The following is a 25,470-nucleotide window of genomic DNA, read 5'->3' on the forward strand; positions in this document are numbered from 1 at the left end:
GCCATGACCCTCGGGATCATCGGGGTCGGGAAGATCAGCGAGCAGTACTTCGCCGCGTTCGAGACCCTGCCGGGCGTGCGGCTCGTCGCCGTCGCGGACCTCGACCTCGACCGCGCGCGCACGGTGGCCGAGGCGCAGGGCGTGGACGCGCTGAGCGTCGACGACCTCATCGCCGACCCGCGGATCGACACGGTGCTGAACCTCACGATCCCCGCCGCGCACGCCGAGGTCGACCTCCGCGTGCTCGAGGCGGGCAAGCACGTGTACGGCGAGAAGCCGCTCGCGCTCAGTCCCGCGGAGGCCGAGCCGATCCTCCGGCTCGCCGAGGAGAAGGGCCTGCGCGTCGGATCCGCGCCGGACACCGTGCTGGGCACCGGGATCCAGACGGCCCGCGCCGTGCTCGACGCCGGCACGATCGGGAAGCCCGTCGCCGCGAACGCCTTCTGGGGCGCGCCCGGCCACGAGCTCTGGCACCCGGCGCCCGCCTTCTACTACCAGCCCGGCGCCGGCCCCCTCTTCGACATGGGGCCGTACTACCTCACGGCGCTCGTGACGCTGCTCGGTCCGATCACGCGCGTGCAGGGCGCGTCGCTGCGCTCCGACCGCGTACGGTCGGCCGCCTCCGACCCGGAGTCGCGCGAGATCCCCGTGACCGTCGACACCCACGTGAGCGCCGTGCTCGCGCACGCGTCGGGCGCGGTCTCGACCGTCACGATGAGCTTCGACGTCTGGGCCACGCGGATCCCGAACATCGAGGTGTACGGCACCGCAGGCACGCTCTCGGTGCCCGACCCGAACCACTTCTCCGGGCCCGTGCAGGTCGCGACGTCCGCGGACCGCGAGTGGACGGACGTCGAGCCGAGCGCCGGCTTCGTCGACGCGGGCCGCGGCTGCGGCCTCGCGGAGATGGCAGACGCGATCCGTCGCGGGGTCCCGCACCGGGCATCCGGCGAGCTCGCGTTCCACGTGCTCGAGGTCATGGACGCGATCCTCGACCCCGGCGCGACGGGCGAGATCCGGAGCACCGTGGGGCGTCCGGAGGCCGTCCCGCTGGGGCAACCGGGACGCTCGGGGGACTGATCTGAGGGCGTCCGCGAACAGGTAGTGGGCAGCCTTCCACAACCCGACCATCGGACCGTTCCTGGGAGCCGCGGACTACTAGCCTGACGCCGTGACCCGCCACTTCTCGCAATTCCTCTTCGCGCCGTACGGCGACGGGGAGGGGCTGCGCGCGGTGGAGCCGGATGCGGCCGACGCGCAGCTCCTCGGCGCCGATGCGTGCGAGGCGGATGCGGACGACGACCCGCGGGAACGTGAGGCGGACGTCACCGACCCCTCAGTATGGCCTCCGCTCACGGCGGTCGAGTGGCCGCTCACGCACCGGCCGTTCGACGACGACGAGCCGGAGATCGCGGACGGGCACTTCGCTCCGGCGGACGAGGACCCGGACGCCGAGGCGCAGGAGGAGGCCGCGGCGCACGCCGCCCGCGCCGCGCTCCTCGCCGAGGTCTACGGATGGCCGCACCGCGCCATCTGACCCGACCGAGTGCGGTCGCGGATCGCGGCCCGGCTCCGGCTACGCGCCGGCCAGCACCGCCCAGGAGTGCCCGGGCACGCGTCCGTCGCCGGCGACGTCGCCCGCCTCTCGACCGTCGGGCGAGCCCGCGACCTCCACGGGCTCGTCCCCGATGTTGAGCACGAGGCGCAGCGCGCCCGGCGAGCCCGGTGCCACACCGCCGGCCGCGCCCGTGCCCGACGGCCGCAGCGTGATGGTGAGCGCGGTGTTGGTGAGGCCGGATGTCTCCATCCGGGCGTCGACCAGCCAGGCGTGCCGCCGGCGGAGTCCGACGAGCTCCTGGTGCAGGCTGCGGATCCGCGCGGCGTGCTCGTCGTCGCGCAGGTCGTCGGGCGAGGCCGGGTATTCGGGGCGCACGGCGTCGTCTCCGCCCGCGCGGTCCTCCTTCACCCCGGTGAGGCCCCGCTCGTCGCCCGCGTAGATCGAGGGGATGCCGGGGAGCAGCAGCAGGAGGGCGATCGCGTGGCCGAGGTGACGCGGATCCACCGCCGACGCGATGCGCGTCACGTCGTGGTTGCCGATGAAGGTCTGCGGCGTGAACGACGGCAGCAGCTCCGCGTGCCGGGTGAGCGTCCAGTCGAGCTCGAACAGGTTCCCCTCCGCGAAGGAGTTGCGGATGGACTTCCACAGCTCGTAGGCGGTGATCGAGTCGATGGTCGACTCGGCGGCGTAGCCCGCGTAGTCGCCGTGGATCATCTCGCCGACGAACCACGCGTCGGGGTGCCGCTCGCGGACGCGCGGGAGGACCGCGGCCCAGAACGACGCGGGGACGGCGTAGGCGGCGTCGAGGCGCCAGCCGGAGATGCCGCGGTCGAGCCAGTGGATCATCACCTCGGCCACGTGCGCGCGCACGGCCTCGGAGTCGTGGTCGAGCGTGACGAGCGCGCCATGGCCCTCGAAGCCGACGGGCGCGCCGGCGCCGTCCCAGCGGAACCAGGAGGCGGCCTCGGATCCCGGGCCGTCGGCGAGCGCCTGCGCGAACCGCGGGTGGCTGCGTCCCACGTGGTTGAAGACGCCGTCGAGGAGCACCCTCACGCCGCGCGCGGAGGCGTCGGCGAGGAGGGCGTCGAGGTCGGCGTCGTCGCCGAGTCGCGGGTCGAGCGTCAAGTGGTCGCGGGTGTCGTAGCCGTGGGTCTCCGAGTCGAAGACCGGGCCGAGCAGCAGGCCGTTGGCGCCGAGGTCGACGAGGTACGGGAGCCACGCGCGGAGGCGGTCGATGCGGTGGGCGGGCGGCGCGTCGGGATGCGCGGGGGATCCGCCGACGGGTCCGGCGAGGTCGTCGCGGGTCTGCGGCGCGCCCGTGAAGCCGAGCGGGTAGACGTGCCACCAGACGACGTGGTCGGTCCAGGATGCCAAGGGTCGCTCCTCGCGGTTCGGGTCGATCAAGCCTAATGAGCGGGGGTCGAGGCGTCCGTCGGCCGGGCTCCGCCGGACAGCGGGAGGGGCGCGGCGGGGCGGCGGCGGTGCGTCGGCGGCGCGGATTCGCGGGGCGGCCCCGCAGCATGTAGTCTGTCTCCCGGCCTGATCGCCGCTCGCGGGGATCATCGCCGCAGGACTGCGCCCGTAGCTCAACGGATAGAGCATCTGACTACGGATCAGAAGGTTGGGGGTTCGAATCCCTCCGGGCGCACAGCACCTCCGGGTGCATCTCTCTGGTTGAGACAGAATGCCGAACGGCCCGCCACTGGCGGGCCGTTCGCGTATCCGGGGCAGGGAGCGGATCCGGCCCCTCAGCGCGTCGACGCGAGCGGCTCCACCACGCGGTTCTCGTACGCCCAGATCGTGGCATGCAGTCGGTCGCGCACGCCGAGCTTGTCGAGCGTGCGGCTCACGTGGGTCTTCACGGTGGTGGGCGCGAGGAACAGCCGGCCGGCGATCTCCGCGTTCGACAGGCCGCGGGCGACGAGCACGAGGATCTCCCGCTCGCGGGCCGTCAGCCGCGCGAGGTCCGCGCCCATCCCGTGCGCCGCGTGGCCGTGGTCGACGAGGGCGCTCACGGCGTCGGCTCCGGGGTGGGAGTGGGCGAGGGCGTGCCCTCCTCCTGAGTGGATCCGGGCGTCGCGGTCGCGGACGGGGTCGGCGTGGAGGTCGAGCCCTTCAGTGCGGGCAGCGGCAGCGCCTTCGCGAACGGAGGGCGGCCGGACCCCATCTCCTCGACGCTCAGGTGCCCGATCCGCCCGGCGTCGCGGAGCGAGAGCGGGAAGGCGTTCCAGGCGCCCGTGCTCGGCTCGAGCTGCTCGCCCGTACTGGAGTCCACCTCCGCGAGCGCGGGCGGCACCACGCTCAGCGGCTCGCCGTCCTGGTCGAAGAGCTGCACGCGGTCGATGAGGTTCCCCTCGGCGTCGTACGCGAAGACGTTGCTGATGCGCTTGCCGTCGAGGGTGAGCTCCTGCGGTACGTAGGAGCTGCTCGGCGACGACGAGTGGTCGACGTAGTCGCCCCTGCTGGAGCGCTCGATGGCGACCGGGATCAGCACGACGAGCGCGAGGACCGTGACGACGCTCACCGCGGAGCGGAAGCTGCGTAGCGAGGGCCTGGCCGCCCATTCGCCGCGTCCCCACTGGACGCTGACCACCAGGAGCGGGATCAGGAGGATCCAGCCGACGGGGCCGCCGGGAAGCACCACGAACGAGCTGGAGGACCCGAAGAAGATGGAGAGCACGATGACCGCGATCTGGTAGCCCGCCCACGCCCGCAGCAGCCACCACACCGGACGGAAGACGATCAGCAGGTCGAGGATCGCGGAGAGCTCGCGGTTCGCGCAGATCCGCGCGTGCAGCTCCCCGAGGCGCTCGCGGACGGTCTCCCTCAGCTGCGCCAGGGGCGAGGTCGAGGCGGCCGCGACCGCCCGCTCCGGCAGCCCGGCCGAGCTGCGCAGCTCGTCGGCGTAGCGCACCGGGTCGCCGAGCTGGAGGGCGCCGTCGTGATCCGCGGCCTCCTCCTGCAGGTCGGCCTCGAGGCCGCCCGTGAGGTCGTCGACGTCCTCCGGATCGAGGTCGGCGAGGCGGTCGCGCACGGCGGCCGCGAATGCCCGGATGCGGGTGTCGAGCGTGGGATCTGCGGTGTTCACGGCTTCTCTCCGATCGTGCGGACGTTCACGGATGCGGGCACGGGGCCCTCGCCGGTGGCACCGGCCTTCCTGCTGCGGTGGGTCGGCGCCGGGGCCGGCTCGCCGAGGAGCCCGCTCATGGCCGTCGCGAACGCCGCCCAGGTGGCGCGCTGCCCGGCGAGCAGCTCGCGGCCCTCCGGGTTGATCGCGTAGTACTTCCGGTGCGGTCCGCCCTCGGACGGGACGACGTAGCTCGACAGGGCGCCGGCCGCGTAGAGGCGGCGGAGCGTGCCGTAGACGGAGGCGTCGCCGACGTCGCCGAGGCCCGCGTCGCGCAGGCGCCGGACGATGTCGTAGCCGTACCCGTCGTCGTGCTGCACCACGGCGAGCACCGCGGTGTCGAGCGCGCCCTTGAGGAGCTGCGTGGTGTCCATCAGTCGATCTCTCTCATGCGTCGCACAGTATCACGCAATGCGCGGTACCTCGTAGTGCCGTGCACGGCGGTGTCCGCGACGGAGGCGATGAGCGGGCGCGCCGACCCTCGTGCTCGCGCCGGGCCCGGTGCTACCGTCGGGCATGCCCATCGTCCTGGAGGCCCTCGGCCGCGTGCTCGCCCTCGTGGGCGACGTCGTGCTGGGCGGCGCGGGCGTCACGCCCGCGATCCTCCTCGCGGCCCTCCTCGGCGCCGCCTCCGTGGCCGCCGCGATCGCCCTCGTGCGCATCGCCGCCGCGCGCGGGCTCATCGGATCCGCCGCGCCGCCGCTCGGCCCGGACGAGGACGTCGACCTCCCGGTGCTCGTCTCCTCGAGCGACCCGGACGCGGACGGGCACGAGCGCTCCCGGGCGCCGGGCCGCCGGATGCAGGTCGTCGTGCCTGCGCCGCTCCCGGCCGCCTGACCGCGACCAGCAGGGGTCCGCCGCCACCGCGCGGCACGGACCCGGCGCGCGCCCGCATGCGACGACCAGACGGACCCCCTCCGCTCTCGTCGCAAGGAACCCCGTGGACCCCACATCGATCGCCCCCGTCCGAGCCGTGCTCGACGGACTGTCCCAGCTCGTCGTCGGCCTCGCCGACCTGATCCATCCCCTCGCCGGCGCCTCCGCGACCGGCGTCGCCGTCATCCTCCTGACCCTCGGCGTGCGGGCCCTGCTCGTGCCGGTCGGCGTGGCGCAGGTGCGCGCCGAGATCCAGCGCCGCCGGATCGCCCCCGCGCTCGCCGAGCTCCGGCGCCGTCACGCCGGGAAGCCCGAGCAGCTGTCCCGCGCGACGCAGGAGCTGTACGCGCGCGAGGGCGCGTCGCCGCTCGCCGGCTGCCTCCCGACGCTCGCGCAGGCGCCCGTGCTCGCCGCCGTCTACGCCCTGTTCGCCCACGCGCGGATCGGCGGCGAGGCCAATGCGCTGCTGGCGGCGCCGTTCGCGGGGATCCCGCTGGGGTCGAGCGCGCTGTCGGCGGCGGCCATGGGCGTCACGCCGCTCGTCGTCTCCGTCGTCGTGCTCGGGCTGCTCGCGATCGTGATCGAGGTGCGCCGCCGCGCGGACCTGCGGTTCCAGGGGCCGCCCGCACCCGTCGACCCGGCCCTCCCCGGCATGGCGGGCATGACCGCCATGATGCGGGTGCTGCCGTTCGTCACGGTCGTCTTCGCCGGGATCGCCCCGCTCGCCGCGGCCCTGTACCTGCTGTCGAGCGCCGCGTGGACGCTCCTCGAGCGCGCGGCGCTGCGGCGCGTCCTCGGCCGCGCGCCATCCCGGGGGACGGCCGCCGCATGATCCAGCCGGCCGTCCCGCCGCACCCCGTCTGCGAGGATCGAGGCACACCGAGCCGGGAGCCGCCATGACCTCCACCACCGCGGGCGCCGTCGCCCTGCCGCCCACGCGCGTGACCTACCCGGCGGGATCCGTCGCCTCCGAGGGTCAGGTCCTCCGCGTCGACGACCTCGCCGACGGCACGCTCGCCGTCGTGCTCGACGCGACCGCGTGCCACCCCGTCGACGCGGCCTGGCCCGACCAGCCCGCCGACCGCGCTGTGCTGCGGGTGCGCGGCGCGGGGATCGAGGTGCTCGACTGCGTCGTCGGCGCGGCGTCGACGGATCCTGCGGAGGACGCGACGCTCCACGTCGGCGCCGACGTCCCGGTCAAGAAGGGCGCGGACGGCTGGTCGTTCGTCGCCGTGCACGTCGTGGCGGGCGACGCCGACGTCCGCGTGGGCGACGCCGTCGAGGTAGCGGTGGATCCCGAGCACCGTCGGGCGCTGAGCGCCGGCCACACGGGCTGTCACCTCGCCTCCCTCGCCCTCGACCGCGCGCTCGCCGACGCGTGGACCAAGGACGTGCCGACGGACGCGCTCGGCGCCCCCGGGTTCGACGCGCTCGCGATCGCCACCTCGCGCATCGGACCGTGGTCTTCCGTCGACACGTACCGCCTCGGGAAGTCGCTCCGGAAGAAGGGCTTCGTGCCCGCCGCCCTCGTCGAGCGGCTCGACGAGGTGCGCGAGGCGGTCGACGCCACGCTCGCCGGCTGGGTGGCCTCGGGCGCCGCCGCGCGGATCGAGCGCGAGGGCGACCTGCTCACCTCGCGCCGCTCCTGGGTCTGCGAGCTGCCGGGCGGCACCGCGCGGATCCCCTGCGGCGGCACGCACCTCGCGGGCCTCGACGAGCTCGCGTCCATCACGATCGACCTCGAGGTCGAGGAGGCCGACGGCGCCGTCGTGGTGCGGATGCGCACCACCTGCGTCCCCGCCTGATACGCCTGGTCGGGGGACTCCGGTATCCCCGCACCTCCCGCGTCGGGTAGCGTGGACAGGCGCCGTCCGGCCGACCGGCATCCTCGGTCCGGCGACGGCGCGGCGATGGAAAGTGGTATCGAACGTGGCAGCAACCCCCGCGACGAAGTGCTCGGTCTGCGGCAAGGCGAACCCCGTCGGCATGGCCACGGGCAACATCCTCGACCACGGACGGAACCACGAGCGCTGCCCGGGTTCGGGCAAGCCGCCGGCCGTGTCGACCAAGCCCGCCTCGGCGGCCGCGAAGTCGGGCACCGCCCCGTCGCGGAAGCCCGCGAGCGACGCCGCGAAGCGCGAGCCCAGCCGCAAGACCACGCCGGCCAAGGCCGCCGGCCCCACCCGCGGCGTCACCGTGCGCCGCGTCGAGGTCGACACCGAGCGCCTGCGCCTGCGCGAGGAGAAGCTCGAGCGGATCCGCGTGCAGCGCGAGGAGGCGGCCCGCCGCCGCCTCGGCGACTACATCGTGCCGCTCGACGCCGACGGGCAGGAGGCCCCTGAGGCCGACATCACGCTGGAGACCATGGACGACGAGGCGCAGGCCACCGTCGAGCCCGGTGCATCCACCGAGTCCGACGTCGCGACCGCCGACGCCGCCGAGGGTCGCCCCTCCGCCTAGCGCGTAGCGTGGCGCTCATGACAGAGCAGTCCACCGACCAGCCCACCACGTACCTCGGCCGCACCGGCGTGGAGGTCTCGCGCCTCTGCCTCGGCACCATGATGTTCGGCGCCTGGGGCGAGACCGACCACGAGAAGTCCATCCGCGTGATCCACCGCGCCATCGACGCGGGGATCACCTTCATCGACACCGCCGACATCTACGCGTACGGCGAGTCGGAGGAGATCGTCGGCAAGGCGATCGCGCAGTCCGGCCGCCGCGACGACCTGATCCTCGCCACGAAGTTCTTCAACGGGATGAAGCCCGAGGCGAACTTCCGCGGCGGATCGCGCCGCTGGATCATGCGCGCCGTCGAGGACTCCCTGCGCCGCCTCGGCACCGACTACATCGACCTGTACCAGATGCACCGGCCGGACGAGCACACGGACATCGAGGAGACCCTCGGCGCGCTCACCGACCTCGTGCGCGCCGGCAAGGTCCGCTACATCGGCTCGTCGACCTTCCAGCCGAGCCAGGTCGTCGAGGCGCAGTGGGTCGCGCGCGAGCGCGGCACCGCGCGGTTCGTCACCGAGCAGCCGCCGTACTCGATGCTCACCCGCGGCATCGAGGCCGACCTCCTCCCCACCACCCAGCGCCACGGCATGGGCACGCTCGTCTGGAGCCCGCTCGCCGGCGGATGGCTCTCCGGCAAGTACCGCAAGGGCCAGGAGATCCCGAAGACGCACCGCAACGACCGCGACCCGTCGCGCTACGACCCGGCCGACCCGAAGTTCGAGGCGGCCGACAAGCTGGGCGCCCTCGCCGACGAGCTCGGCGTGCCGCTCGTGCACCTCGCGCTCGCGTTCGTGCTGCGCCACCCGGCGGTCTCCAGCGCGATCATCGGCCCGCGCACCATGGAGCAGCTCGAGTCGCAGCTGGATGCCGCGAACCTGGAGCTCGACGCCGCCACGCTCGACCGGATCGACGAGATCGTGCCGCCCGGCCTCAACGTGAACCCGGCCGACACGGGCTTCGCGAACTACTGGCTGGATCCCGCCCGCCGCCGGCGCTGAGTCGATCCGCCCCGAGGTGGCGAGCCGCGAGCCGGGACCGATCCGCGGAGGGTCGGTTCCCGGCCGCCGCCGATCCCGCCCCCGTAGGCTCGGTGCATGAGCCGCCGCACCCGGGAGCCCGTGTACGGGACCGCCGTGATCCTGGGCCGCGCGCTCTTCGGAGCCCTCCGCCTCCGCCTCGTCGCCGATGGCCGCGAGAGGATCCCGGACACCGGCGGCGCGGTCATCGCCATGACCCACTTCGGCTACCTCGAGTTCGCGCTCGTCGAGTGGGCGACGTGGCTGCACGACCGGCGCCGGATCCGCTTCATGGCCAAGAAGGGCGCGTTCGACCAGCCCGGCGTCGGCTGGGTCCTGCGCCGCATGCGCCACATCGAGGTCGACATGACCGCCGGGGCTGCCGCCTACGCCGACGCCGTCGCCGCCCTGCGCGCGGGCGAGCTCATCGGCGTCTTCCCGGAGGCGGGAGTGAGCGCGTCGTTCCGCGTCCGGGAGCTGAAGACCGGCGCGGCCCGGCTCGCGGCGGAGGCCGGCGTCCCGATCGTGCCCGTCGCCGTGTGGGGCGGCCACCGCCTCCTCACGAAGAACCACCGCATCCGGATGCGCGACCGCATCGGGGTGCCCGTGCACCTGCGCGTGGGCGAGCGGATCCCCGTGGCGCCGGACGCGGATCCGCGCGAGGTCACCGAGGCCCTGCGCGTCGAGCTGCAGGAGCTGGTCGACGGGCTGCAGTCCGCCTACCCGGTGGACGGTCGCGGCGCATGGTGGCAGCCGAGGCACCTGGGCGGCACGGCGCCGACGCCGGAGGAGGCCGCCGCGGCCGACGCGGAGCGCGACGCGCGGCGCCGCGCGGAGGGGCGCTGACGCGAGGGCCGTCGACTCTCGGGACCGCCGGGGGAATGAGATCGGCCCGGGCCTTCGAGGCCCGGGCCGATCTGCGCACGTGAACGTCTGTTACCCGCAGACGAACCGGCTGGTGCGGTACCGCTCACCCGAAGAGCCGTACCGGATGACTACACGGTAGCCGCGCATGCTGGGGTTCTCCCCGCAGGCACGGGAATGTACCCCGTATTGGGGGGAAGCGCTTGTGTCCGTCATTTGGGGGACCCGCTACAGTTGCGGGCCCTTTCGGTCGCTCGCGCGGACGGCCTCGCGCGGACGGCCTCTGGCGGAACGGCTCCGGTCAGACCGGCTCGGCCAGCGGGGAGCGCTCGAGCCCGGGCGCGGGCGGCGCGGTGGGGTCGGCGTCCACGGCGCGGATGCGGTTGCCGGCGTCGACGTGCACCACGCGGGGCTCGAGCGCGCGGGCCTCCTCGGTCGTCATCTGGCCGTACGCGATGAGGATCACCACGTCGCCGACGTCGACGAGGTGCGCGGCCGCGCCGTTGATCCCGAGCACGCCGCTGCCGCGCTCGCCCGCGATCGTGTAGGTGTCGAGCCGGGCGCCGTTGGTCACGTCGACGATGCTGACGCGCTCTCCCACGAGGATGTCCGCGGCGTCGAGCAGGTCGCGGTCGACGGTGACGGAGCCGACGTAGTGCAGGTCGGCGTGCGTCACCGTGGCGCGGTGGATCTTCGCGGTCATCATGGTGCGCAGCATGCGTGCTCCTCGGCGGGCGGGTCCGTGCGCGCGGAGGCGGAGCACGACGATCGCGCAGGCGATCACGACAGCCCAACGCGCGGCGGCCCGCGGATGTTCCGGCGGGTGCCGGATCCTCGGCGCGAGGCCCCCGGGCGAGTGTACGAGACGCAGGCGGGCTATGCGCTCCCGCCGGGGCGGGCCACTCTGGGGGGACGGGGACCCGACCCGCAGACAGCACGGAGGCACCAGTGGCACGACGCGACACGGCCGGCACGATCGAGGACCGTCCCGACGAGGACGACGCGCGCAAGCCCGACTCCCCGACGGAGATCGAGAAGCCCTCCTGGAAGTACGTCCTCCGGAAGACCGTGCGCGAGTTCGGCTCGGACCAGTGCACAGACATCGCGGCGTCGCTGACGTACTACGCGGTGCTGTCGCTGTTCCCCGCGCTCATCGCGATCATCTCGCTGCTCGGGGTGTTCGGGCAGGGGCAGCAGACGGTGACGGCGGTCCTCGACCTGCTGCGCGGCTTCGCCCCCGCGGACGCCCTCGCGCTGATCGAGCCGATCCTGACCGGCTTCGTCGAGTCGCCCGCCGCCGGCTTCGCGCTCGTCTCGGGCATCGTTCTCGCGATCTGGTCGGCCTCCGGCTACGTCGGCGCGTTCACCCGGGCGATGAACCGCATCTACGAGATCCCCGAGGGCCGCCCGTTCCTGAAGCTCAAGCCCATGCAGCTCGCCGTCACGCTGATCGGCATCGTGATCCTGCTCGTGTGCGCGCTCATCATCGCGATCTCGGGCCCGGTCACCGACGCCATCGGCGAGGCGCTCGGCCTCGGCCCGACCGTGCAGATCGTGTGGTCCATCGCCAAGTGGCCCGTGCTCGCGTTCGCGATCGTGCTGCTCATCGCGATCCTCTACTACGCGACCCCGAACGCGAAGCAGCCGAAGTTCCGCTGGATGAGCGTGGGCGCCGCCATCGCTCTCGTCGTGCTGGTCGTCGCGAGCGTCGGCTTCGCCTTCTACGTCACCGAGTTCTCCAGCTACGCGAAGAGCTACGGGGCGCTCGCGGGCGTCGTGGTGTTCCTGCTGTGGCTCTGGATCGCGAACCTCGCGCTGCTGTTCGGCGCCGAGTTCGACGCGGAGCTCGAGCGCGGGCGACAGCTCCAGGCCGGCATCGCCGCCGAGGAGACGCTGCAGCTGCCGCCGCGCGACACCGTCGTCAGCGACAAGAAGGCCGCCGCGGAGCGCGAGGACGTGAAGCGCGGACGCGGGATCCGCGAGCGCCACGAGCGCGCCGAGCGCCTCGGACGCGGCGACGACGCGGGCGACGGCGCCTGATCCGCGTGGCGGGCCCGCACGTCGATCGCGCGGGCCCGTCCGTCACCGGTCCTTGATCTCGTCGTAGGCCGCCAGGGCCCGCTGCCGGGACTCCTTCAGGTCGACGATCGGCGCCGGGTACGCCGCGAGCCCGCCGTCGTCCGAGTCGTCCGCGCCGTCCTCCGCGCTCGCGACGAGGTCGCCCATCGCCTTCCACGGCTCGTGCACGACGTCCCGCGGCGCGTGCGCCAGCTCGGGCACGTACGAGCGGATGTACTCGCCCGACGGGTCGAACTTCTGCCCCTGCAGCACGGGGTTGAACACGCGGAAGTAGGGGGCGGCGTCGGCGCCGGATCCCGCGACCCACTGCCAGCTCGCCGCGTTGTTGGCCGCATCCGCGTCCACGAGCGTGTCCCAGAACCACTGCTCGCCGTGGCGCCAGTCGATCAGCAGGTTCTTGATGAGGAAGGACGCCACGACCATGCGCACGCGGTTGTGCAGGTGGCCGTCCTTCCAGAGCGCGCGCATGCCGGCGTCGACGAGCGGCACCCCCGTCTCGCCCCGCTGCCACGCGCCGAGCGTCTCGTCGGTCGGCTCGTCCCACGGGAACGCGTCGAAGCGGGGCACGAAGTTGCGGGTCGCGAGATCCGGCTGGTGGTACAGCAGGTGGTAGCTGAACTCGCGCCAGCCGAGCTCGGAGAGGAACTTGGTGGCATTGACCTCGTCGCCGCCCACCTTCTTCCCGCGCGTGCGCTGGATCCGGTGCCACACCTGGAACGGGCTCACCTCGCCCCAGCGGAGGTACGCCGACAGCCGCGACGTGGTCATCGCCGCGGGCTCGTCGCGCTGGGCGGCGTAGTCCTCGAGCTCGTGGTGGACGAAGTCCTCGAGGCGCTGCAGGCCGGCTGCCTCGCCGGGATCGCACGACTCGCGGAGGCCGGCCGCCCAGTCGGGCTTCGTCGGCAGCAGCCCCCAGCCGTCGAGGTCGTCCGAGCGGGGTGCCTCCCGCGGCGCGTCGAGCTCCTTCGGCGCGGGCAGCGGTTTCCGCGGTTCCTCCCGCTCCTGCGCGGCCTTCCAGAACGGCGTGTACACGCGGAACGGCTCGCCCTGCTTGTTCGTCACCGTCCACGGCTCGACCAGCAGCGATCCCTGGAAGCTGCGGACGTCGAGCCCCCGGTCGCCGAGGTCCTTCTTGATGGCGGTGTCGACCGCGATCTCGGCCCCGCCGTAGCGCCGGTTCCACAGCACCGCGCCCGCGCCGATCTCCCGCACGAGGTCGTCGACGACGTCGGCGGCCTTCCCGCGGCGCAGCACCAGGTCGGATCCGAGCTCCCGCAGCGACTCCGCGAGGCGCGACAGGCTCATGTGCAGCCACCAGCGGGCGGCGCCGCCGAGCGGGCGGATCCCGTCGCTCTCCTCGTCGAGCACGTACAGCACGACGATGGGCTCGCCCCGCTCGACGGCCGCGTGCAGCGCCGGATTGTCGGCCACGCGGAGGTCGTCGCGCAGCCACACGATGCTCGGGCCGTGCGCCTCCTCGGCGCCCTCCCGGTCCGCGGATCCGTGGTCGGGGGCGTCGTCGTCGCTCATGGATCGAGCCTAGGACGGCGCCACGCGGCCGACCGGCGCGAGGTCGCTTCGCGCACGGCGCCCGGCGGCACGTAATATCGCACATGGCAGTGCGCGTCCGTCCGGGTCCGACCGCCCACCCGAGACCCGCCGTCGTCGAGAGGCCCATGGACAACCAGAGCACGCCCCTGCCCCCGCCCGAGCACCCCGGTCGGTCGTCGCGCGACGCCGTCTCGGCGGTCGTGGTGGCCGGCGACGCGGGATCCACCATCGCGGCCACGCTGACGTCGATCCTCGGTCAGACCATGCCGCCGGCGCGCGTGGTCGTCGTGGTCGCGGGCAGCCGCGATGACACCTTCGCCGTGGCGCGGACCTTCAACGGACGCCACGCGCACGCCCTCGCCGACGCGGGTCATGCCGCCACGACGGTCACGGTCATCGACCGCGGCCCGCGCGAGGGCTCGCTCCGGTCCGCCTACGGCTTCGCCCTGCGGCTGGTCGACGACGCGGGGCGCGTGCTGCTCGTCGCGCCCGACGCCGAGCTGAAGCCGGACGTGCTCCAGCTCCTCGCCGCCGCCCTGGAGCGGGATCCGGGTGCCCGCTCGGTGTCCGCCAGCCTCGATCCGCGACCGAGCGGATCCCACGGCCCCCTCGCGGGTGCGCTCCAGCTCCTGCAGCGCCACTGGGCCATGGGCGCCGTCGAGACCGGCATCGACCTCGGCCTCACCGGCCCGGTCCCGCTCGCGCCGGCCACGCTCCTGCGGCTGCCCGCGGCTGACGCGCCGTCCTCGTCGGCCGCCTCGTCGGAGGGGATCCTCACGGATCTCCTGGCCGGGGACGACCGTTCGGCCCTCGTCCCCGGCGCGCGCGCCCGGGTCGACACCGCCGTCACCTGGGGCATGATGCGCGAGCGACGCGACCGGTGGGGAGCGCACGTCGCCCGGCTCGCGCGCGGTGGCTCGCCCGCCGACGTCGGCGACCGGCGTCGCGCACGCCTGGCGTCCCTCCGCATCGGCGTCGGGCCCGTCCTCCGCTTCTTGGCCTACGCCCTGGTGGCGCTGTACCTGGCCGCCGCCGGGATGCAGGGGATGCTGGAGCCCGCGTGGTGGTGGGCCATCCCCGTCGTCGTGCGGCTGCCCCTGCACATCCGCACCCTCCGCCGGATCCGCGAGCGCACCGCCGCCGACGTCCTCTTCGGCGCGACGTTCCTCCCGCTCGAGGCGGCGGAGGCGGCGTACGGCGTCTCCCGGATACGCGACGGCCTGCACCGGATGGCCCACCGTGGCCGCCGGCGCGGACCCGCAGCGGCCGAGACGGTGCCGCCCTTCTCCCGGGTGGACGCCGTCGCCGCCGCAGCGGTGGCCCTGGTCGTCGTCGGAGTGCTCGCCGTCGCCGAGGTCGGCGGCCCCGCCGCGGCCGGCCTCACCACGATGGTCGGCTGGGCCGCGTGCGTCGTGACCGCCGCCGACCTCGTGATGGCCCTGCTGCGTCTGCTCGTCGCCCATGGCGGGCCGTTCGCCCGTCCGAGCGCGGCGGGTGGATCCGAGGCCTAGGCCTCGGCGACGCTCCCGCGGAGCTTGTCGGTCAGCGCGCGCAGCGTGTCCAGCTCGTCCGGCGTGAGCGCCCCGCCCACGGTCGAGGCGATGGACTCCATGTGCACGCGCGCGACCGCGCGGAAGGCCGCGTCGCCGGCATCGGTGAGCCGCACGATCGTGGCCCGCCCGTCGCTCTCGTCGCCGCACTTCACGACGAGGCCCCGCACGACGAGGCGGTCGATGAGGCGGCTCACGCTGGGCTGGGTGAGCAGCACGTGGTGGTTGAGGTCTCGTAGACGGAGGCGCCCCTCGGGCTGCCGCGAGATGTTGAACAGCACGTCGTACTCGTTGAAGGAGAGTTCGCGGCTGGGGAACTCGGCAGTGAGGCGGCGCATGACGCTGACCTGCGCCCGGAACAGCGACTCCCAGGCCCGCACGGCGTCCGCTGTCTCGCCCACCAGGCCTCCTCGTCCCGTGCGCGACGCGATGACGGTCGGGCGCACTCTGTGGTGGCGAGTCTACTGAGCGGCGCCGCGCGGAACGGTCGGGTCGGAACTGTGCCGGACATGACTGAGGGCCGACCCCAGAGGCATGGGGCCGGCCCTCTCCCTTGCACCAGGAGTGTCCTGCAATCACATTCCGTCTCCACCGCCACAGCAAACGGTGGGGACGAGAAGACTGTATAACGATCCCGTAACGCCCCGCTACCCAGAACCAGCCCGATGTGCTGGGAGATCACCGACAGCTCCGCAAGGACGGGCTGAGCGCCGGCGGCCGCCTCAGAACAGGTCGGGCGACTGCGTGCTGGCGTGGTGGACGGCGACGTCCGCGTGCCGGTCGAACCGGTACCCGGCGCCCCGCACCGTGCGGACGATCTCCTCGTAGCGGCCGAGCTTGGAGCGCAGCCGGCGGACGTGCACGTCGATGGTGCGCTCGTTCGGCACGTCGTCCCCGTCCGCGGCGGACCACAGCGAGGCGATGAGCTCGGATCGCTCGATGGTGCGTCCCTCGCGGAGCACCAGGTACTGCAGGAGCTCGAACTCCTTGTAGGTGAGCGGGGCGGTCTCGCCGTCGAGCACGACGCGCTTGCGGGACAGGTCGACCGTCACGCCGCCGTCGACGCGCACGTCGTCCTCGGGCTGCTCGCGGTGCTGGGCGACGGCGGCCGGATCCTGCAGGGCGAGCCGGACCACGTCGATGTCGCGGCCGCCCGCGCCCTCGGGGGCGAGGGCGACGGCGGCGTGGGTCTCGACGCCGGGGGCGAGCTCCGACGCCAGGCGCTTGAGCGCGGCGACGACGGTGCCGAGGTCGGTGCCGGCGGCGGCAGCCTTCAGCTCGTCGAGGCCGACGTAGATGGCGAAGCCGCGTGCCTCGGTGCCCTCGGGCACGGCGCGGAGGCGGGCCGGGCGTGCGGGCGCGGCGGTCGCAGCGGGAGCGGCCGACGTCGTGGCCGGAGCGGGGACGGCCTGCGGCCGGCGGAGCGGCGGGGCGAGGGGGGCGGCCGCCCGGAGCACGGGCGCGGCGGGAGCGGATCGGAGGGAGGTGCGGGCGGGGTCGATGGTCGCGAGCGACATGGCGGAGTCCTTGTGATGATGCGGGTGCGGCGCAACTGGAGTGCGCGGGACCCAGGGGAGTGCGAGACGCCTCAGGGGGCGGATGCGCCGAAGACGGCGGGGAGGGTCGGCGACGGATGCGTCGCGGGACCGCTCAGGCGAAGGCGGCGGGTCAGGCCGACATTCGACAGCACATCGCGACACGGCCGGGCATCATCATGCCGGCGACTCCCGAGGCCTCGGAGGAGGTCAGGACGTGCGCGTTCAGAGTCATGGGGAGAGCTTGCACGGATCCGTGCGCCCGTGTCAACAGGCGCGGCCGGAATCGTGCGGGACGCGCAGGAATCGTGCGTGGTCGGACAGTGGCGCCCGCCCCCCCGAGGGGAGCGGGCGCCGGAGAGCCGAGGCGCGGGTCAGTGCGCGGCGGTGCCGTACAGACGATCGCCGGCGTCGCCGAGGCCGGGGATGATGTAGCCCACCTCGTCGAGCCTCTCGTCGAGCGCGCCCAGGACGATGGTGACCTCGCGGCCCGCGGTCGCCTCCTCGACGGCCTTGAGGCCCTCGGGCGCGGCGATGAGGCAGATGCAGGTGACGTCGACCGCGCCGCGGTCGAAGAGGTACTCGATGGCGGCGATGAGGGATCCGCCGGTCGCCAGCATCGGGTCCACGACGAAGCACTGCCGGTTGGACAGGTCGGTGGGGAGGCGCTCCGCGTAGATGTCCGGCTGCAGCGTCTCCTCGTTGCGCACCATGCCGAGGAAGCCGACCTCGGCGCTGGGCATGAGGCGCATCAGGCCGTCGAGCATGCCGAGGCCGGCGCGGAGGATGGGGACCACGAGCGGCTTCGGGTCGCTGAGGGTGAGGCCCTCTGCCGGCGCGACCGGGGTCTGCACCGTGATGGTCTCGACCCGGACGTCGCGGGTGGCCTCGTAGGCGAGGAGCGTGACGAGCTCGTCGGCCAGGCTGCGGAAGACGGGGGAGGGGGTGGTGCGGTCCCGCAGCGCCGTCAGCTTGTGCGTGATGAGCGGGTGGTCGGCTACGTGGACTCGCATAGGCTCCATTCAACCAGCAAGGGGGATCGCGATTGGACCTGCCCGTCCCCGGCGACTACGAGCGCTGGATGGCCGTCGCGCTCGACGAGGCGCGGGCCTGCGCGGCCACCGGTGACGTGCCCGTGGGCGCGGTCGTGGTGGACGCGGACGGGGTCGTCATCGGGCGCGGGCGGAACCTCCGCGAGGCCCGTCAGGATCCCACCGCGCACGCCGAGGTGGAGGCGCTCCGCGAGGCGGCGGCGGTGACCGGCGACCGGCACCTCGTGGGCACGACGCTCGTCGTCACGCTCGAGCCGTGCGTCATGTGCGCCGGCGCGATCCTCGCGGCCCGGGTGCCGCGCGTCGTGTTCGGCGCATGGGACGAGAAGGCGGGCGCGGCCGGATCCCTCTACGACGTGCTGCGCGACCGGCGGCTGCCGCACCGCGCGGAGGTGTTCGCCGGCGTCGCGGCGGAGGAGTGCGCGGCGCTGCTGGACGGCTTCTTCGCGGGGCGGCGGGGCGGTTCCGCGGGCGCCTGAGGCCGGGGCGGCCGGCTGGCGGCGGGATCAGGCGCTCGATGCCGCCTGACGCGCGCGGTGGGCGCGGACCCGGCCGCGCGAGGCGCACTCCGGCGCAGGGCACCAGTGGCGCCGACCTGACGTGTCGAGGAAGACCCAGCGGCAGTCGGACTCCGCGCACTCGGCGAGCAGGAGCCGGTCGGGGCCGCGGAGGGTGACGAGCGCCTGCGTGGCGATGGCGCGGATGGCCTCCTCGACGGGTGCCGCGGGGGAGTCGAGGGGGTGGGGGTGACCGGCCGCGGCGCGGTGGACCAGGTCTGCGGCGGTGGGTGACGGCTCCGCTCGGGACACAGCCGCCATCGCCAGGTCGCGGAGTGCCTCGCGCAGCGCGACGAGCCGCTCGCGCTGCGTCTCGGTGACGGCGGCCGTCGGTGCCCAGCCCATGAGCGCCAGCCAGCGGTGGGCCGCCTCAGGGTCGGCCAGGCGCTCGACCGGGCGTGCCCCGAAGCTGCGGCCGCGGGTCGCGAGGAGGTTGAGCCAGGTCGCGCCGCCGTCGATGCGGAACTCCCGCTGATCTGCCATGCTCCGAGTGTAACGGATGAGCCGTTACGTCACTGGATCCCGAGGAGCCCGCATGAGCATGCCGTTCGACCCCGAGGCCGGCCGCGCGCGGTTGGCGGAGCTCCAGGATCCCGAGACGACCGCGGCATGGCGGGCGACGGTCGACGCGACCGCGCCGGGCTTCGACGAGTGGATCGTGGGGGCCGTGTTCGGCGGCACCTACCAGCGCGGCGAGCTGTCGGCGCGCGACAGGCAGCTGCTCATCGTGGGGGCGCTGACGGCGCTCGGCGGGGTGGATCCGCAGCTGCGAGGGCACCTCGCGACGTCGATCCGGATCGGCATGAGCCCGGCGGACGTCGCCGAGGCTCTCGTGCACCTGGTGCCGTACGTCGGCCTGCCGCGGGTGATGTCGGCGCTGCGGCTGCTACCGGGCCGGGGCGAGGCGGTCGACGCGCCCGCCGGCGACGACGGCTCGGCGTGAGCGGGCGGATCCGCACCCTGCTCGGGGACATGGAGCCCGACGGCCTCGGGGCGGTCGACGCGCACGATCACCTGTTCCTCTCCTCGCCCGCGCTGCCCGGCGAGGGGCTCGACGACGCGGACGCGGCCGAGCGCGAGCTCCGTGCCTTCCGCCGGGTCGGCGGCGGCACCGTGGTGCAGTGGACGCCGCGGGGGCTCGGGCGGAGCCTGACGGAGCTGGCCCTGATCAGCAGCCGCACCGGCGTGCACGTCGTGGCCGCGACGGGTCGGCATCGGGCTGCGCTCTATGCGCGGGGGTCGTCGACGACGGCGCTGTCCGGTGACGGGCTCGCCGACGCCTTCGTGCGCGATGTACGGGACCGGCGCTGCGGGCTCGTGAAGGTCGGCGTCGCGGTGGTGTCCGGATCCATCCCAGTGGACGAGCGGGACGCGCTCGACCACCGTGCCACCGGCGTCCCCGTCGCTGTGCACCTGGAGGGCGGCGCCGGTGCGCGACCGGTCCTCAGCCGACTGGCCGCGGGCGGCGTCGCGGCCTCCTCGGTCGTGCTCGGGCACCTGGGCCGGAACCCCGACGACCGCGCGGTCCTCGACGCCGCCGGCTGGGGCGCGTGGGTGTGCCTCGACGCGCCGTCCCCGCGGCATACGGATCCGCACGATCGGCTCCCGCGGCTCCTAGGCGCTCTCGCGGCCGACGGGCGCATGGGCAGGGTGCTCCTCGGCGCGGACACGACGACCGCGTCGGCTCGGGCGGAACCGCACGGCTGCGGTCCGGCGGCGCTGCTGACCTCGGTGGTGCCGCCCCTGCACGTCCGGGTCGGCGGCGCGGCGATGCGCGCCGTGCTCCGCGACAACCCCGGTCGCGCCTGGGCCGTCGCCACGGTCATCACCTAGCGGGTCGCGACCCGCACGTCGGGCTCGAGGTAGATGACGCGGGCGACCGGCACGGCCTCGCGGACGCGGCGCTCGATCGCGTCGATGCCCGCGGCCACGTCGCCGAGCGAGCTCGTGGCGGGCATCGCGATCTTGGCGGCGACGAGGAGCTCGTCCGGGCCGAGGTAGAGCGTCTTCATGTGGATGATCGACTCGGCCTCGTGGCCCGCGGTGATGGCGGCGCGGATGGCGGCGAGGTCGGGCTTCGACGCGCCCTCGCCCACGAGGAGGCTGCTCATCTCGACCCCGAGGATCACGGCGACCGCCACCAGCAGCACGCCGATGAGCAGGGTGCCGATGCCGTCGTAGATGCCGTCGCCCGTGACGATCGACGCGGTCACGCCGAGGAGCGCGAACACGAGGCCGGAGAGGGCCGCGGTGTCCTCGAGCAGCAGCACGGGGAGCTCCGGGCTCTTGGCGCGGCGCACGAACTGGACCCACGTCTGCGTGCCGCGCAGCGGGTTCGACTCCTTGATCGCCGTGCGGAGCGAGAACGACTCGAGCCCGATCGCGATGAGCAGCACGACGATCGGCAGCCACGGCACGTCGAGCGGCTCCGGGTGCTCGATCTTGTGGATCCCCTCGTACAGCGAGTACACGCCGCCGACCGAGAACAGGATGATCGAGACGATGAACGCGTAGACGTAGCGCACGCGTCCGTAGCCGAACGGGTGCTCCTCGTCCGCGAGGCGCTTCGCGCGCTTGCCGCCGATGAGCAGCAGGATCTGGTTGCCCGAGTCCGCGAGCGAGTGGACGCCCTCGGCGAGCATCGAGGAAGAGCCCGAGAAGAACGCGGCGACGAACTTCGTGATCGCGATGCCGACGTTGGCGGCGAGGGCGGCGAGGATCGCCTTGCTGCCGTGGGATTCGCTCAAGGCCGGACCTCCTCGACCGGCGAGGCGGCTCGGGCCGCCCGGGCGCGCGTGCCCCGGTCGCCTCAGCCTAGCCACGCGGCCGTCGCCGCCGACCACCCGACCGGGCGGCACCCGGTCCCTAGGATCGAGGCATGCCCGACGCCTCCCGCCCCGCCCCGTCCGCTCCCGCCAGGGCTGTCCGCCTCCCGTCGCTCGCGATGCTCGGCACCGGATCCATGAACGGCGCCATCCTCGGCGGCCTCCTGCAGCCGGGCGTCGAGGTGGACGGCGACGTGCGCGTGACCACGCTGTCGGCCGCCAGCGCGGAGGCGCTCGGCGAGAGGGACGGCGTCGCCGCGTCGAGCGTCGAGGAGGACGCCGACGCCAACCGGCGCGCGGTCCGCGGCGCGCGCGTCGTGGTCGTGGGCGTGAAGCCGCACATGGTGCCCGACCTGCTGCGCGAGATCGCGGACGACCTGGATCCGGGTGCGCTCGTGATCAGCGTCGCCGCCGGCGTCACGATCGCCACCTTCGAGTCGCTGCTGCCCGCGCACGTGGCCGTGCTGCGCTCGATGCCGAACACGCCGTCGCTCGTCGGCCGCGGGGTCACCGGGCTCGCCGCGGGCACGCGCTCCGGCCCCGAGCACCTGGCGCTCGCCCGCGCGGTGTTCGCGACGGTCGGCGACGTGGTCGAGGTGCCCGAGGAGCGCATCGACGCGCTCAGCACGATCTCCGGATCCGGTCCCGCCTACGTCTTCCTCCTCATCGAGGAGCTGACCCGCACCGCCGAGGCCAAGGGCTTCAGCCCGGACGAGGCGCGCGTGCTCGTGCAGGGCACCTTCCGCGGCGCGGTCGAGCTGCTGGCCGTGTCGGACGACGAGCCCGCTGAGCTCCGCCGCCGGGTCACGAGCCCGAAGGGCACGACCGAGCGGGCCGTGGAGGTGCTGCAGGCGGCGGACCTGTCGGGCCTCTTCGACCGCGCCACCGACGCTGCGCTCGCCCGGGCCCGCGAGCTCGCGGCCGGCTGAGCCCTCCGGAGCCGCATCCGCCCGCGCCCGCGCCCGCGCCCGCGGATCAGGACAGCGAGGCGAACCTCTCGATGTCGGCCGAGGTGCCCGACACGATGATGAGGTCGTGGTTCGACACCAGCGTCTCCGAGGTGGCGTAGGTGAAGGGCTTCCCTGGCGTCTTCACGCCGACCACCGTGATCCGGTGCTTCCTCCGCACGGCCGACTCCAGCAGCGTCATGCCGCGGATCGGCTTCGGCGGGTACATCTTGGCGAGCACGAAGTCGTCGTCGAACTCGATGAAGTCGAGCATCCGACCGGACACGAGGTGCGCCACGCGCTCGCCCGCCTCCGCCTCCGGGTAGATGACGTGGTTGGCGCCGATGCGCTCGAGGATCTTGCCGTGGGACTGGCTGATGGCCTTGGCCCAGATCTGCGGGATCTTGAGGTCCACGAGGTTCGCCGTGATGAGCACGCTCGCCTCGATGGACGACCCCACCGCGACGACCGCGATCGAGAAGTCCTTGGCGCCCAGCTGCTGCAGCGCCTCGATGTTGCGCGCGTCGGCCTGCACGGCGTGCGTGACGCGGTCGGACCACTTCTGCACGAGGCCCTCGCTCGCGTCGATGGCGAGCACCTCGCGGTCGAGGCGCGCGAGCTGGCCGGCGGTCGCGGCGCCGAAGCGGCCGAGCCCGATGACGAGCACGGGGGCGTTGTGGGGGATGCGTTCGCCCATGAGGGGCCTCTCTCCTGCGGTGGATGCGGTGAAGGACGGATGCGGATGCGGGGCCGGCCGGCTCAGCCGACGATCGGCCGCTCCTCGGAGCGCTGGAAGAGCTGCCGGCGGGTGCTCGCGGCGAGGGCGGCGGCCAACGTGACGGTGCCGACGCGCCCCAGGAACATGGTGGCCGCGAGCACGTACTTCGCGGGATCCGAGGCCTCGGCCGTGAAGCCCGTGCTGAGCCCCGAGGTGGCGAACGCGCTGATGGCGTCGAAGAGCACGTAGTCGAGGCGCTCGCCGGAGATCTGCAGCAGCACGATGCTGCTGAGCGCCACGGTGGTCGCGCCCCAGAGCACGATGCTCACCGCGAGGCGGAGCACGTCGCTCGGGATGCGGCGCTCGAAGACCTCCATCGACTCGCTGCCGCGGGCCTCGGCGAACGCCGCGAGGAACAGGATCGCGAGGGTGGTGACCTTGATGCCGCCGGCCGTGGACGCGGATCCGCCGCCGATGAACATGAGCATGTCGGTGACCAGCAGGCTCGCGTTCCCGAAGTCGGCCATGTCGAGCGTCGAGAAGCCGCCGGAGCGCGTCATCACGGAGAGGAACAGCGCCTGGAAGCCGTGCTGCACCGGATCCATGAGCGCGAAGGTCTTCTTGTTGTCCCACTCGAGCACGACGTAGGCGAGCGTGCCGAGCACGATGAGGATGAGCGACGTCCAGAGCGTGAGCTTCACGTGCACGGAGAAGCGCCGCGGCTTCCGCCACCCGCGGTAGACGGCGTAGATGACGGGGAAGCCGATGCTGCCGAGGAAGACGCCGATCATGAGCAGGCTGAGGAACCAGTAGTCCTGGTGGTACAGCTCGAAGCCCGCCTCGCTGAAAACGAAGCCCGTGTTCGTGAACGCCATGAGCGAGTAGTAGAAGGCGTCGAGCGCGGCCTGGCCGACGGGGATCCCCTCCAGCAGGATCCGCGGGAACAGCAGCGCCGCGATGGACAGCTCGATGACGAGCGCGCTGATCGCGACCGTGAGCAGCAGCGTGCCGATCTCGCCGAGCTTCACGGCCTGGCCCTCGGCGACCGGTCCGTGGTGGATGCGCAGCGGGTTGCTGTCGCTCGCCGCCATGAGCCGCGCCTTCAGGCCGAGGCGACGCGACACGATGAGCCCCATGATCGACGCGAGCGTGAGCACGCCGATCCCGCCGATCTGCACGCCGAGCGCGATGAAGGCGTGGCCGAGCGGCGTCCAGTACGTCGCCATGTCGACGGTCGCGAGGCCCGTGACGCAGATCGCGGAGACGGCCGTGAAGAGCGCGTCGGCGAAGGGCGCGGTGTCGCCCGTCGAGGTCATGCCGGGGAGCATGAGGATCGTCGTGAGCGTCAGGACGAGCGCCGCGAAGATGAGGATCGCGAAGCGCGCCGGCGTGGAGTGCGCGAAGTAGTCGAGGAAGTCGCGGATGCGCCCGAGGAGGGGACGCCCGTGATCCGGCCTGACGCGCATGGTCCCCTGTCCGCTTCGGAAGGCCGCCTGGCCCGGATCGCCATGGTACTGCGAGCGCGAGACGGAATACCCTTCGGGGATGGCTGACATCTTCGACGTCGTGGCGGATCCGACGCGACGCGACCTCCTCCGCGTGCTGCTCGACCGACGCGCGGTGCCCGAGGCGCCCACCGGCGAGATCAGCGTCTCAGAGCTCGTGCAGACGCTCGGGATCAGCCAGCCGACGGTGTCGAAGCACCTGCGCGTGCTGCGCGACAGCGGCCTCGTCTCCGTCCGCGAGGAGGGCCAGCACCGCTACTACCGCCTGGAGCCGGCCCCGCTCGAGGCGCTGGACGCCTGGGTCGCGCCCTTCGTCGACGACGGCCAGGACGACGCGGGCCCCGACGGCGGGCACGCGGATCCCGAGACGGGGCTGCTCGGCGGCGGCCTGTCCGCGGATCCCGACGGGGAGGACGACGGCGATCCGTCGGGCTACCCGTTCGCCGCATCCCTCGGCCGCATCTGGGCCGACACCCGCTACCAGGCGGCCGCCGCCGTGCACGACGCCACGCGCGTCGCCGGCTCGGCGGGCCAGGCGTCGCTCGGCCGGCTGCGCGCTCGGAAGCAGGGGAACTCGCGGGACGCGTGATGCAGGATGTGACACGATGGACACGCGTCCATCCGGGCCCCTAGAATCGCGCACCAGCGCCCGCATCGCGGGGGCCATGAGGTCCGTGAGCCGGTCACGCAGAACGAGGAGTCGATCCGCCCATGTCGCGTGACCTGTCTGACGTCCGATTCCTCACGGTGGCCGAGGTGGCCGAGATGATGCGCGTCTCCAAGATGACCGTCTACCGCCTCGTGCACTCGGGCGACCTGCCTGCCATCCGCTTCGGCCGCTCGTTCCGCGTGCCCGAGTCCGCCGTGCTCGCCGCGATCGACCCGTCGAACGCGCTGCCCGGCCAGCCCGGCGAGGCGTCGCGTCACTCCGGCATGTCGGATGTCGGCTAGACTCCTCTGAGGCTATTTTCCGCGGGTCACCAGAACCCGCGTGTTCCGTCCGGCAACAGATGAGGTGCCCCTATGGGTTCAGTGATCAAGAAGCGTCGCAAGCGCATGGCGAAGAAGAAGCACCGCAAGCTGCTTCGCAAGACGCGCCACCAGCGTCGCAACAAGAAGTAGAGCGGACGCGTCCACGAGGGCGCAGCACGTGATGGAGAGGACGCCGACCCGGTGACGGGGCGGCGTCCTCTTCG

Annotated in this window: 30 protein-coding genes and 1 tRNA gene; 18 read left to right on the forward strand and 13 right to left on the reverse strand. The window is 73.5% G+C overall.

The features are described 5' to 3' along the window. Window positions 1–3: 3 nt before the first annotated feature. Window positions 4–1,080 carry a Gfo/Idh/MocA family protein gene (locus tag K0V08_RS13670; RefSeq protein ID WP_079533636.1) on the forward strand — a complete coding sequence of 359 codons (1,077 nt, stop codon included), beginning with the start codon at window positions 4–6 and terminating at the stop codon, window positions 1,078–1,080. A gap of 91 nt (window positions 1,081–1,171) precedes the next feature. Beyond that, window positions 1,172–1,537, forward strand: coding sequence for a hypothetical protein (locus K0V08_RS13675; protein WP_011931742.1), 366 nt, complete (start codon window positions 1,172–1,174; stop codon window positions 1,535–1,537). Between the two features lie 39 nt (window positions 1,538–1,576). Here K0V08_RS13675 and K0V08_RS13680 read toward each other — a convergent pair whose 3' ends face one another. Beyond that, window positions 1,577–2,932 carry an alpha-amylase family protein gene (locus tag K0V08_RS13680; RefSeq protein WP_158218992.1) on the reverse strand — a complete coding sequence of 452 codons (1,356 nt, stop codon included), beginning with the start codon at window positions 2,930–2,932 and terminating at the stop codon, window positions 1,577–1,579. 201 nt (window positions 2,933–3,133) lie between these two features. On the opposite strand from K0V08_RS13680, the gene K0V08_RS13685 reads away from it, so the two are divergent. Continuing rightward, window positions 3,134–3,206: transfer RNA gene (locus K0V08_RS13685), tRNA-Arg, on the forward strand. Window positions 3,207–3,306: 100 nt separating this feature from the next. Here K0V08_RS13685 and K0V08_RS13690 read toward each other — a convergent pair. From K0V08_RS13690 to K0V08_RS13700, 3 genes are read right to left on the reverse strand one after another with little or no spacing between them, the layout of a single operon-like run. Beyond that, window positions 3,307–3,573, reverse strand: a complete 267-nt coding sequence (locus tag K0V08_RS13690) for a response regulator transcription factor (RefSeq protein ID WP_375232097.1) — start codon at window positions 3,571–3,573, stop codon at window positions 3,307–3,309. Continuing rightward, on the reverse strand, window positions 3,570–4,646 hold the full coding sequence (locus tag K0V08_RS13695; protein WP_079531477.1) for a hypothetical protein: 1,077 nt from the start codon (window positions 4,644–4,646) through the stop codon (window positions 3,570–3,572). Before K0V08_RS13695 ends, K0V08_RS13690 begins: the two co-directional genes overlap by 4 nt. Continuing rightward, window positions 4,643–5,059, reverse strand: coding sequence for a PadR family transcriptional regulator (locus tag K0V08_RS13700; RefSeq protein ID WP_011931745.1), 417 nt, complete (start codon window positions 5,057–5,059; stop codon window positions 4,643–4,645). Before K0V08_RS13700 ends, K0V08_RS13695 begins: the two co-directional genes overlap by 4 nt. A 142-nt stretch (window positions 5,060–5,201) precedes the next feature. Between K0V08_RS13700 and K0V08_RS13705 the strand changes: the two genes are divergently transcribed. The 6 genes from K0V08_RS13705 (at window position 5,202) to K0V08_RS13730 (ending at window position 9,937) form a co-directional block, all read left to right on the forward strand. Then, on the forward strand, window positions 5,202–5,522 hold the full coding sequence (locus tag K0V08_RS13705; protein ID WP_174239472.1) for a DUF6412 domain-containing protein: 321 nt from the start codon (window positions 5,202–5,204) through the stop codon (window positions 5,520–5,522). 103 nt (window positions 5,523–5,625) lie between these two features. Next, window positions 5,626–6,393: a YidC/Oxa1 family membrane protein insertase gene (locus tag K0V08_RS13710; protein ID WP_011931747.1), complete on the forward strand. Its 768-nt coding sequence runs from the start codon at window positions 5,626–5,628 to the stop codon at window positions 6,391–6,393. Between the two features lie 64 nt (window positions 6,394–6,457). Then, the gene (locus K0V08_RS13715) at window positions 6,458–7,366 is read left to right on the forward strand and encodes an alanyl-tRNA editing protein (protein ID WP_079531480.1); all 909 of its coding nucleotides are present in this window, start codon (window positions 6,458–6,460) and stop codon (window positions 7,364–7,366) included. 124 nt (window positions 7,367–7,490) lie between these two features. Beyond that, window positions 7,491–8,021, forward strand: coding sequence for a hydophilic protein (locus K0V08_RS13720; protein ID WP_227266963.1), 531 nt, complete (start codon window positions 7,491–7,493; stop codon window positions 8,019–8,021). A 17-nt stretch (window positions 8,022–8,038) separates the two neighbouring features. After that, window positions 8,039–9,073, forward strand: a complete 1,035-nt coding sequence (locus K0V08_RS13725; RefSeq protein WP_079533640.1) for an aldo/keto reductase — start codon at window positions 8,039–8,041, stop codon at window positions 9,071–9,073. Window positions 9,074–9,169: 96 nt separating this feature from the next. Continuing rightward, window positions 9,170–9,937 carry a lysophospholipid acyltransferase family protein gene (locus tag K0V08_RS13730; RefSeq protein ID WP_079531482.1) on the forward strand — a complete coding sequence of 256 codons (768 nt, stop codon included), beginning with the start codon at window positions 9,170–9,172 and terminating at the stop codon, window positions 9,935–9,937. A 319-nt stretch (window positions 9,938–10,256) separates the two neighbouring features. Here the strand turns inward: K0V08_RS13730 and panD are convergent, their stop codons facing one another. Then, the gene (gene panD, locus K0V08_RS13735) at window positions 10,257–10,673 is read right to left on the reverse strand and encodes an aspartate 1-decarboxylase (RefSeq protein ID WP_079533642.1); all 417 of its coding nucleotides are present in this window, start codon (window positions 10,671–10,673) and stop codon (window positions 10,257–10,259) included. A gap of 230 nt (window positions 10,674–10,903) precedes the next feature. On the opposite strand from panD, the gene K0V08_RS13740 reads away from it, so the two are divergent. Beyond that, the gene (locus K0V08_RS13740) at window positions 10,904–11,995 is read left to right on the forward strand and encodes a YihY/virulence factor BrkB family protein (protein ID WP_011931753.1); all 1,092 of its coding nucleotides are present in this window, start codon (window positions 10,904–10,906) and stop codon (window positions 11,993–11,995) included. A 42-nt stretch (window positions 11,996–12,037) separates the two neighbouring features. Here K0V08_RS13740 and K0V08_RS13745 read toward each other — a convergent pair whose 3' ends face one another. Continuing rightward, window positions 12,038–13,564, reverse strand: coding sequence for a cryptochrome/photolyase family protein (locus tag K0V08_RS13745; protein WP_011931754.1), 1,527 nt, complete (start codon window positions 13,562–13,564; stop codon window positions 12,038–12,040). 146 nt (window positions 13,565–13,710) lie between these two features. On the opposite strand from K0V08_RS13745, the gene K0V08_RS13750 reads away from it, so the two are divergent. Beyond that, the gene (locus tag K0V08_RS13750; protein ID WP_079531485.1) at window positions 13,711–15,096 is read left to right on the forward strand and encodes a glycosyltransferase family 2 protein; all 1,386 of its coding nucleotides are present in this window, start codon (window positions 13,711–13,713) and stop codon (window positions 15,094–15,096) included. Here K0V08_RS13750 and K0V08_RS13755 read toward each other — a convergent pair. From K0V08_RS13755 to upp, 3 genes are all read right to left on the reverse strand, one after another. Beyond that, window positions 15,093–15,536, reverse strand: coding sequence for a MarR family winged helix-turn-helix transcriptional regulator (locus K0V08_RS13755; protein WP_231689083.1), 444 nt, complete (start codon window positions 15,534–15,536; stop codon window positions 15,093–15,095). The two genes, K0V08_RS13750 and K0V08_RS13755, sit on opposite strands and share 4 nt — an antisense overlap. A gap of 321 nt (window positions 15,537–15,857) precedes the next feature. After that, window positions 15,858–16,652 carry a winged helix-turn-helix domain-containing protein gene (locus K0V08_RS13760; RefSeq protein ID WP_011931757.1) on the reverse strand — a complete coding sequence of 265 codons (795 nt, stop codon included), beginning with the start codon at window positions 16,650–16,652 and terminating at the stop codon, window positions 15,858–15,860. A 392-nt stretch (window positions 16,653–17,044) separates the two neighbouring features. Beyond that, a complete protein-coding gene (gene upp, locus K0V08_RS13765; protein ID WP_011931758.1) occupies window positions 17,045–17,683 on the reverse strand; it encodes a uracil phosphoribosyltransferase in 639 nt (212 codons plus the stop codon). A gap of 68 nt (window positions 17,684–17,751) precedes the next feature. On the opposite strand from upp, the gene tadA reads away from it, so the two are divergent. Continuing rightward, a complete protein-coding gene (tadA, locus tag K0V08_RS13770; protein WP_011931759.1) occupies window positions 17,752–18,201 on the forward strand; it encodes a tRNA adenosine(34) deaminase TadA in 450 nt (149 codons plus the stop codon). A gap of 27 nt (window positions 18,202–18,228) precedes the next feature. Here the strand turns inward: tadA and K0V08_RS13775 are convergent, their stop codons facing one another. Then, window positions 18,229–18,762 carry a CGNR zinc finger domain-containing protein gene (locus K0V08_RS13775; protein ID WP_011931760.1) on the reverse strand — a complete coding sequence of 178 codons (534 nt, stop codon included), beginning with the start codon at window positions 18,760–18,762 and terminating at the stop codon, window positions 18,229–18,231. Between the two features lie 52 nt (window positions 18,763–18,814). Here K0V08_RS13775 and K0V08_RS13780 point away from each other — a divergent pair, with 52 nt between their 5' ends. Both K0V08_RS13780 and K0V08_RS13785 read left to right on the forward strand, forming a co-directional pair. Continuing rightward, a complete protein-coding gene (locus K0V08_RS13780) occupies window positions 18,815–19,222 on the forward strand; it encodes a carboxymuconolactone decarboxylase family protein (protein WP_011931761.1) in 408 nt (135 codons plus the stop codon). Then, window positions 19,219–20,112, forward strand: a complete 894-nt coding sequence (locus K0V08_RS13785) for a phosphotriesterase family protein (protein ID WP_079531487.1) — start codon at window positions 19,219–19,221, stop codon at window positions 20,110–20,112. Before K0V08_RS13780 ends, K0V08_RS13785 begins: the two co-directional genes overlap by 4 nt. Here the strand turns inward: K0V08_RS13785 and K0V08_RS13790 are convergent. After that, the gene (locus tag K0V08_RS13790; protein ID WP_079531490.1) at window positions 20,109–21,026 is read right to left on the reverse strand and encodes a cation diffusion facilitator family transporter; all 918 of its coding nucleotides are present in this window, start codon (window positions 21,024–21,026) and stop codon (window positions 20,109–20,111) included. The genes K0V08_RS13785 and K0V08_RS13790 overlap by 4 nt on opposite strands. A gap of 131 nt (window positions 21,027–21,157) precedes the next feature. Between K0V08_RS13790 and proC the strand changes: the two genes are divergently transcribed. Continuing rightward, window positions 21,158–22,033 carry a pyrroline-5-carboxylate reductase gene (gene proC / locus K0V08_RS13795; protein ID WP_079531493.1) on the forward strand — a complete coding sequence of 292 codons (876 nt, stop codon included), beginning with the start codon at window positions 21,158–21,160 and terminating at the stop codon, window positions 22,031–22,033. A gap of 46 nt (window positions 22,034–22,079) precedes the next feature. Here the strand turns inward: proC and K0V08_RS13800 are convergent, their stop codons facing one another. Both K0V08_RS13800 and K0V08_RS13805 read right to left on the reverse strand, forming a co-directional pair. Beyond that, window positions 22,080–22,748: a potassium channel family protein gene (locus K0V08_RS13800; protein WP_011931765.1), complete on the reverse strand. Its 669-nt coding sequence runs from the start codon at window positions 22,746–22,748 to the stop codon at window positions 22,080–22,082. 62 nt (window positions 22,749–22,810) lie between these two features. Continuing rightward, complete coding sequence (locus tag K0V08_RS13805) at window positions 22,811–24,235, reverse strand: TrkH family potassium uptake protein (RefSeq protein WP_011931766.1); 1,425 nt, start codon at window positions 24,233–24,235, stop codon at window positions 22,811–22,813. A 79-nt stretch (window positions 24,236–24,314) separates the two neighbouring features. Here K0V08_RS13805 and K0V08_RS13810 point away from each other — a divergent pair, with 79 nt between their 5' ends. The 3 genes from K0V08_RS13810 to K0V08_RS13820 all read left to right on the forward strand — a co-directional run bounded on the left by K0V08_RS13810 (window position 24,315) and on the right by K0V08_RS13820 (window position 25,396). Further along, complete coding sequence (locus K0V08_RS13810) at window positions 24,315–24,863, forward strand: ArsR/SmtB family transcription factor (protein WP_011931767.1); 549 nt, start codon at window positions 24,315–24,317, stop codon at window positions 24,861–24,863. A 122-nt stretch (window positions 24,864–24,985) separates the two neighbouring features. Continuing rightward, window positions 24,986–25,225 carry a helix-turn-helix domain-containing protein gene (locus tag K0V08_RS13815; protein ID WP_011931768.1) on the forward strand — a complete coding sequence of 80 codons (240 nt, stop codon included), beginning with the start codon at window positions 24,986–24,988 and terminating at the stop codon, window positions 25,223–25,225. Between the two features lie 72 nt (window positions 25,226–25,297). Next, window positions 25,298–25,396 carry a 30S ribosomal protein bS22 gene (locus K0V08_RS13820; RefSeq protein WP_003792170.1) on the forward strand — a complete coding sequence of 33 codons (99 nt, stop codon included), beginning with the start codon at window positions 25,298–25,300 and terminating at the stop codon, window positions 25,394–25,396. Window positions 25,397–25,470: the final 74 nt, after the last annotated feature.

It is taken from the genome of Clavibacter michiganensis (assembly GCF_021216655.1).
GTDB classification, from domain to species: Bacteria; Actinomycetota; Actinomycetes; order Actinomycetales; family Microbacteriaceae; genus Clavibacter; species Clavibacter michiganensis.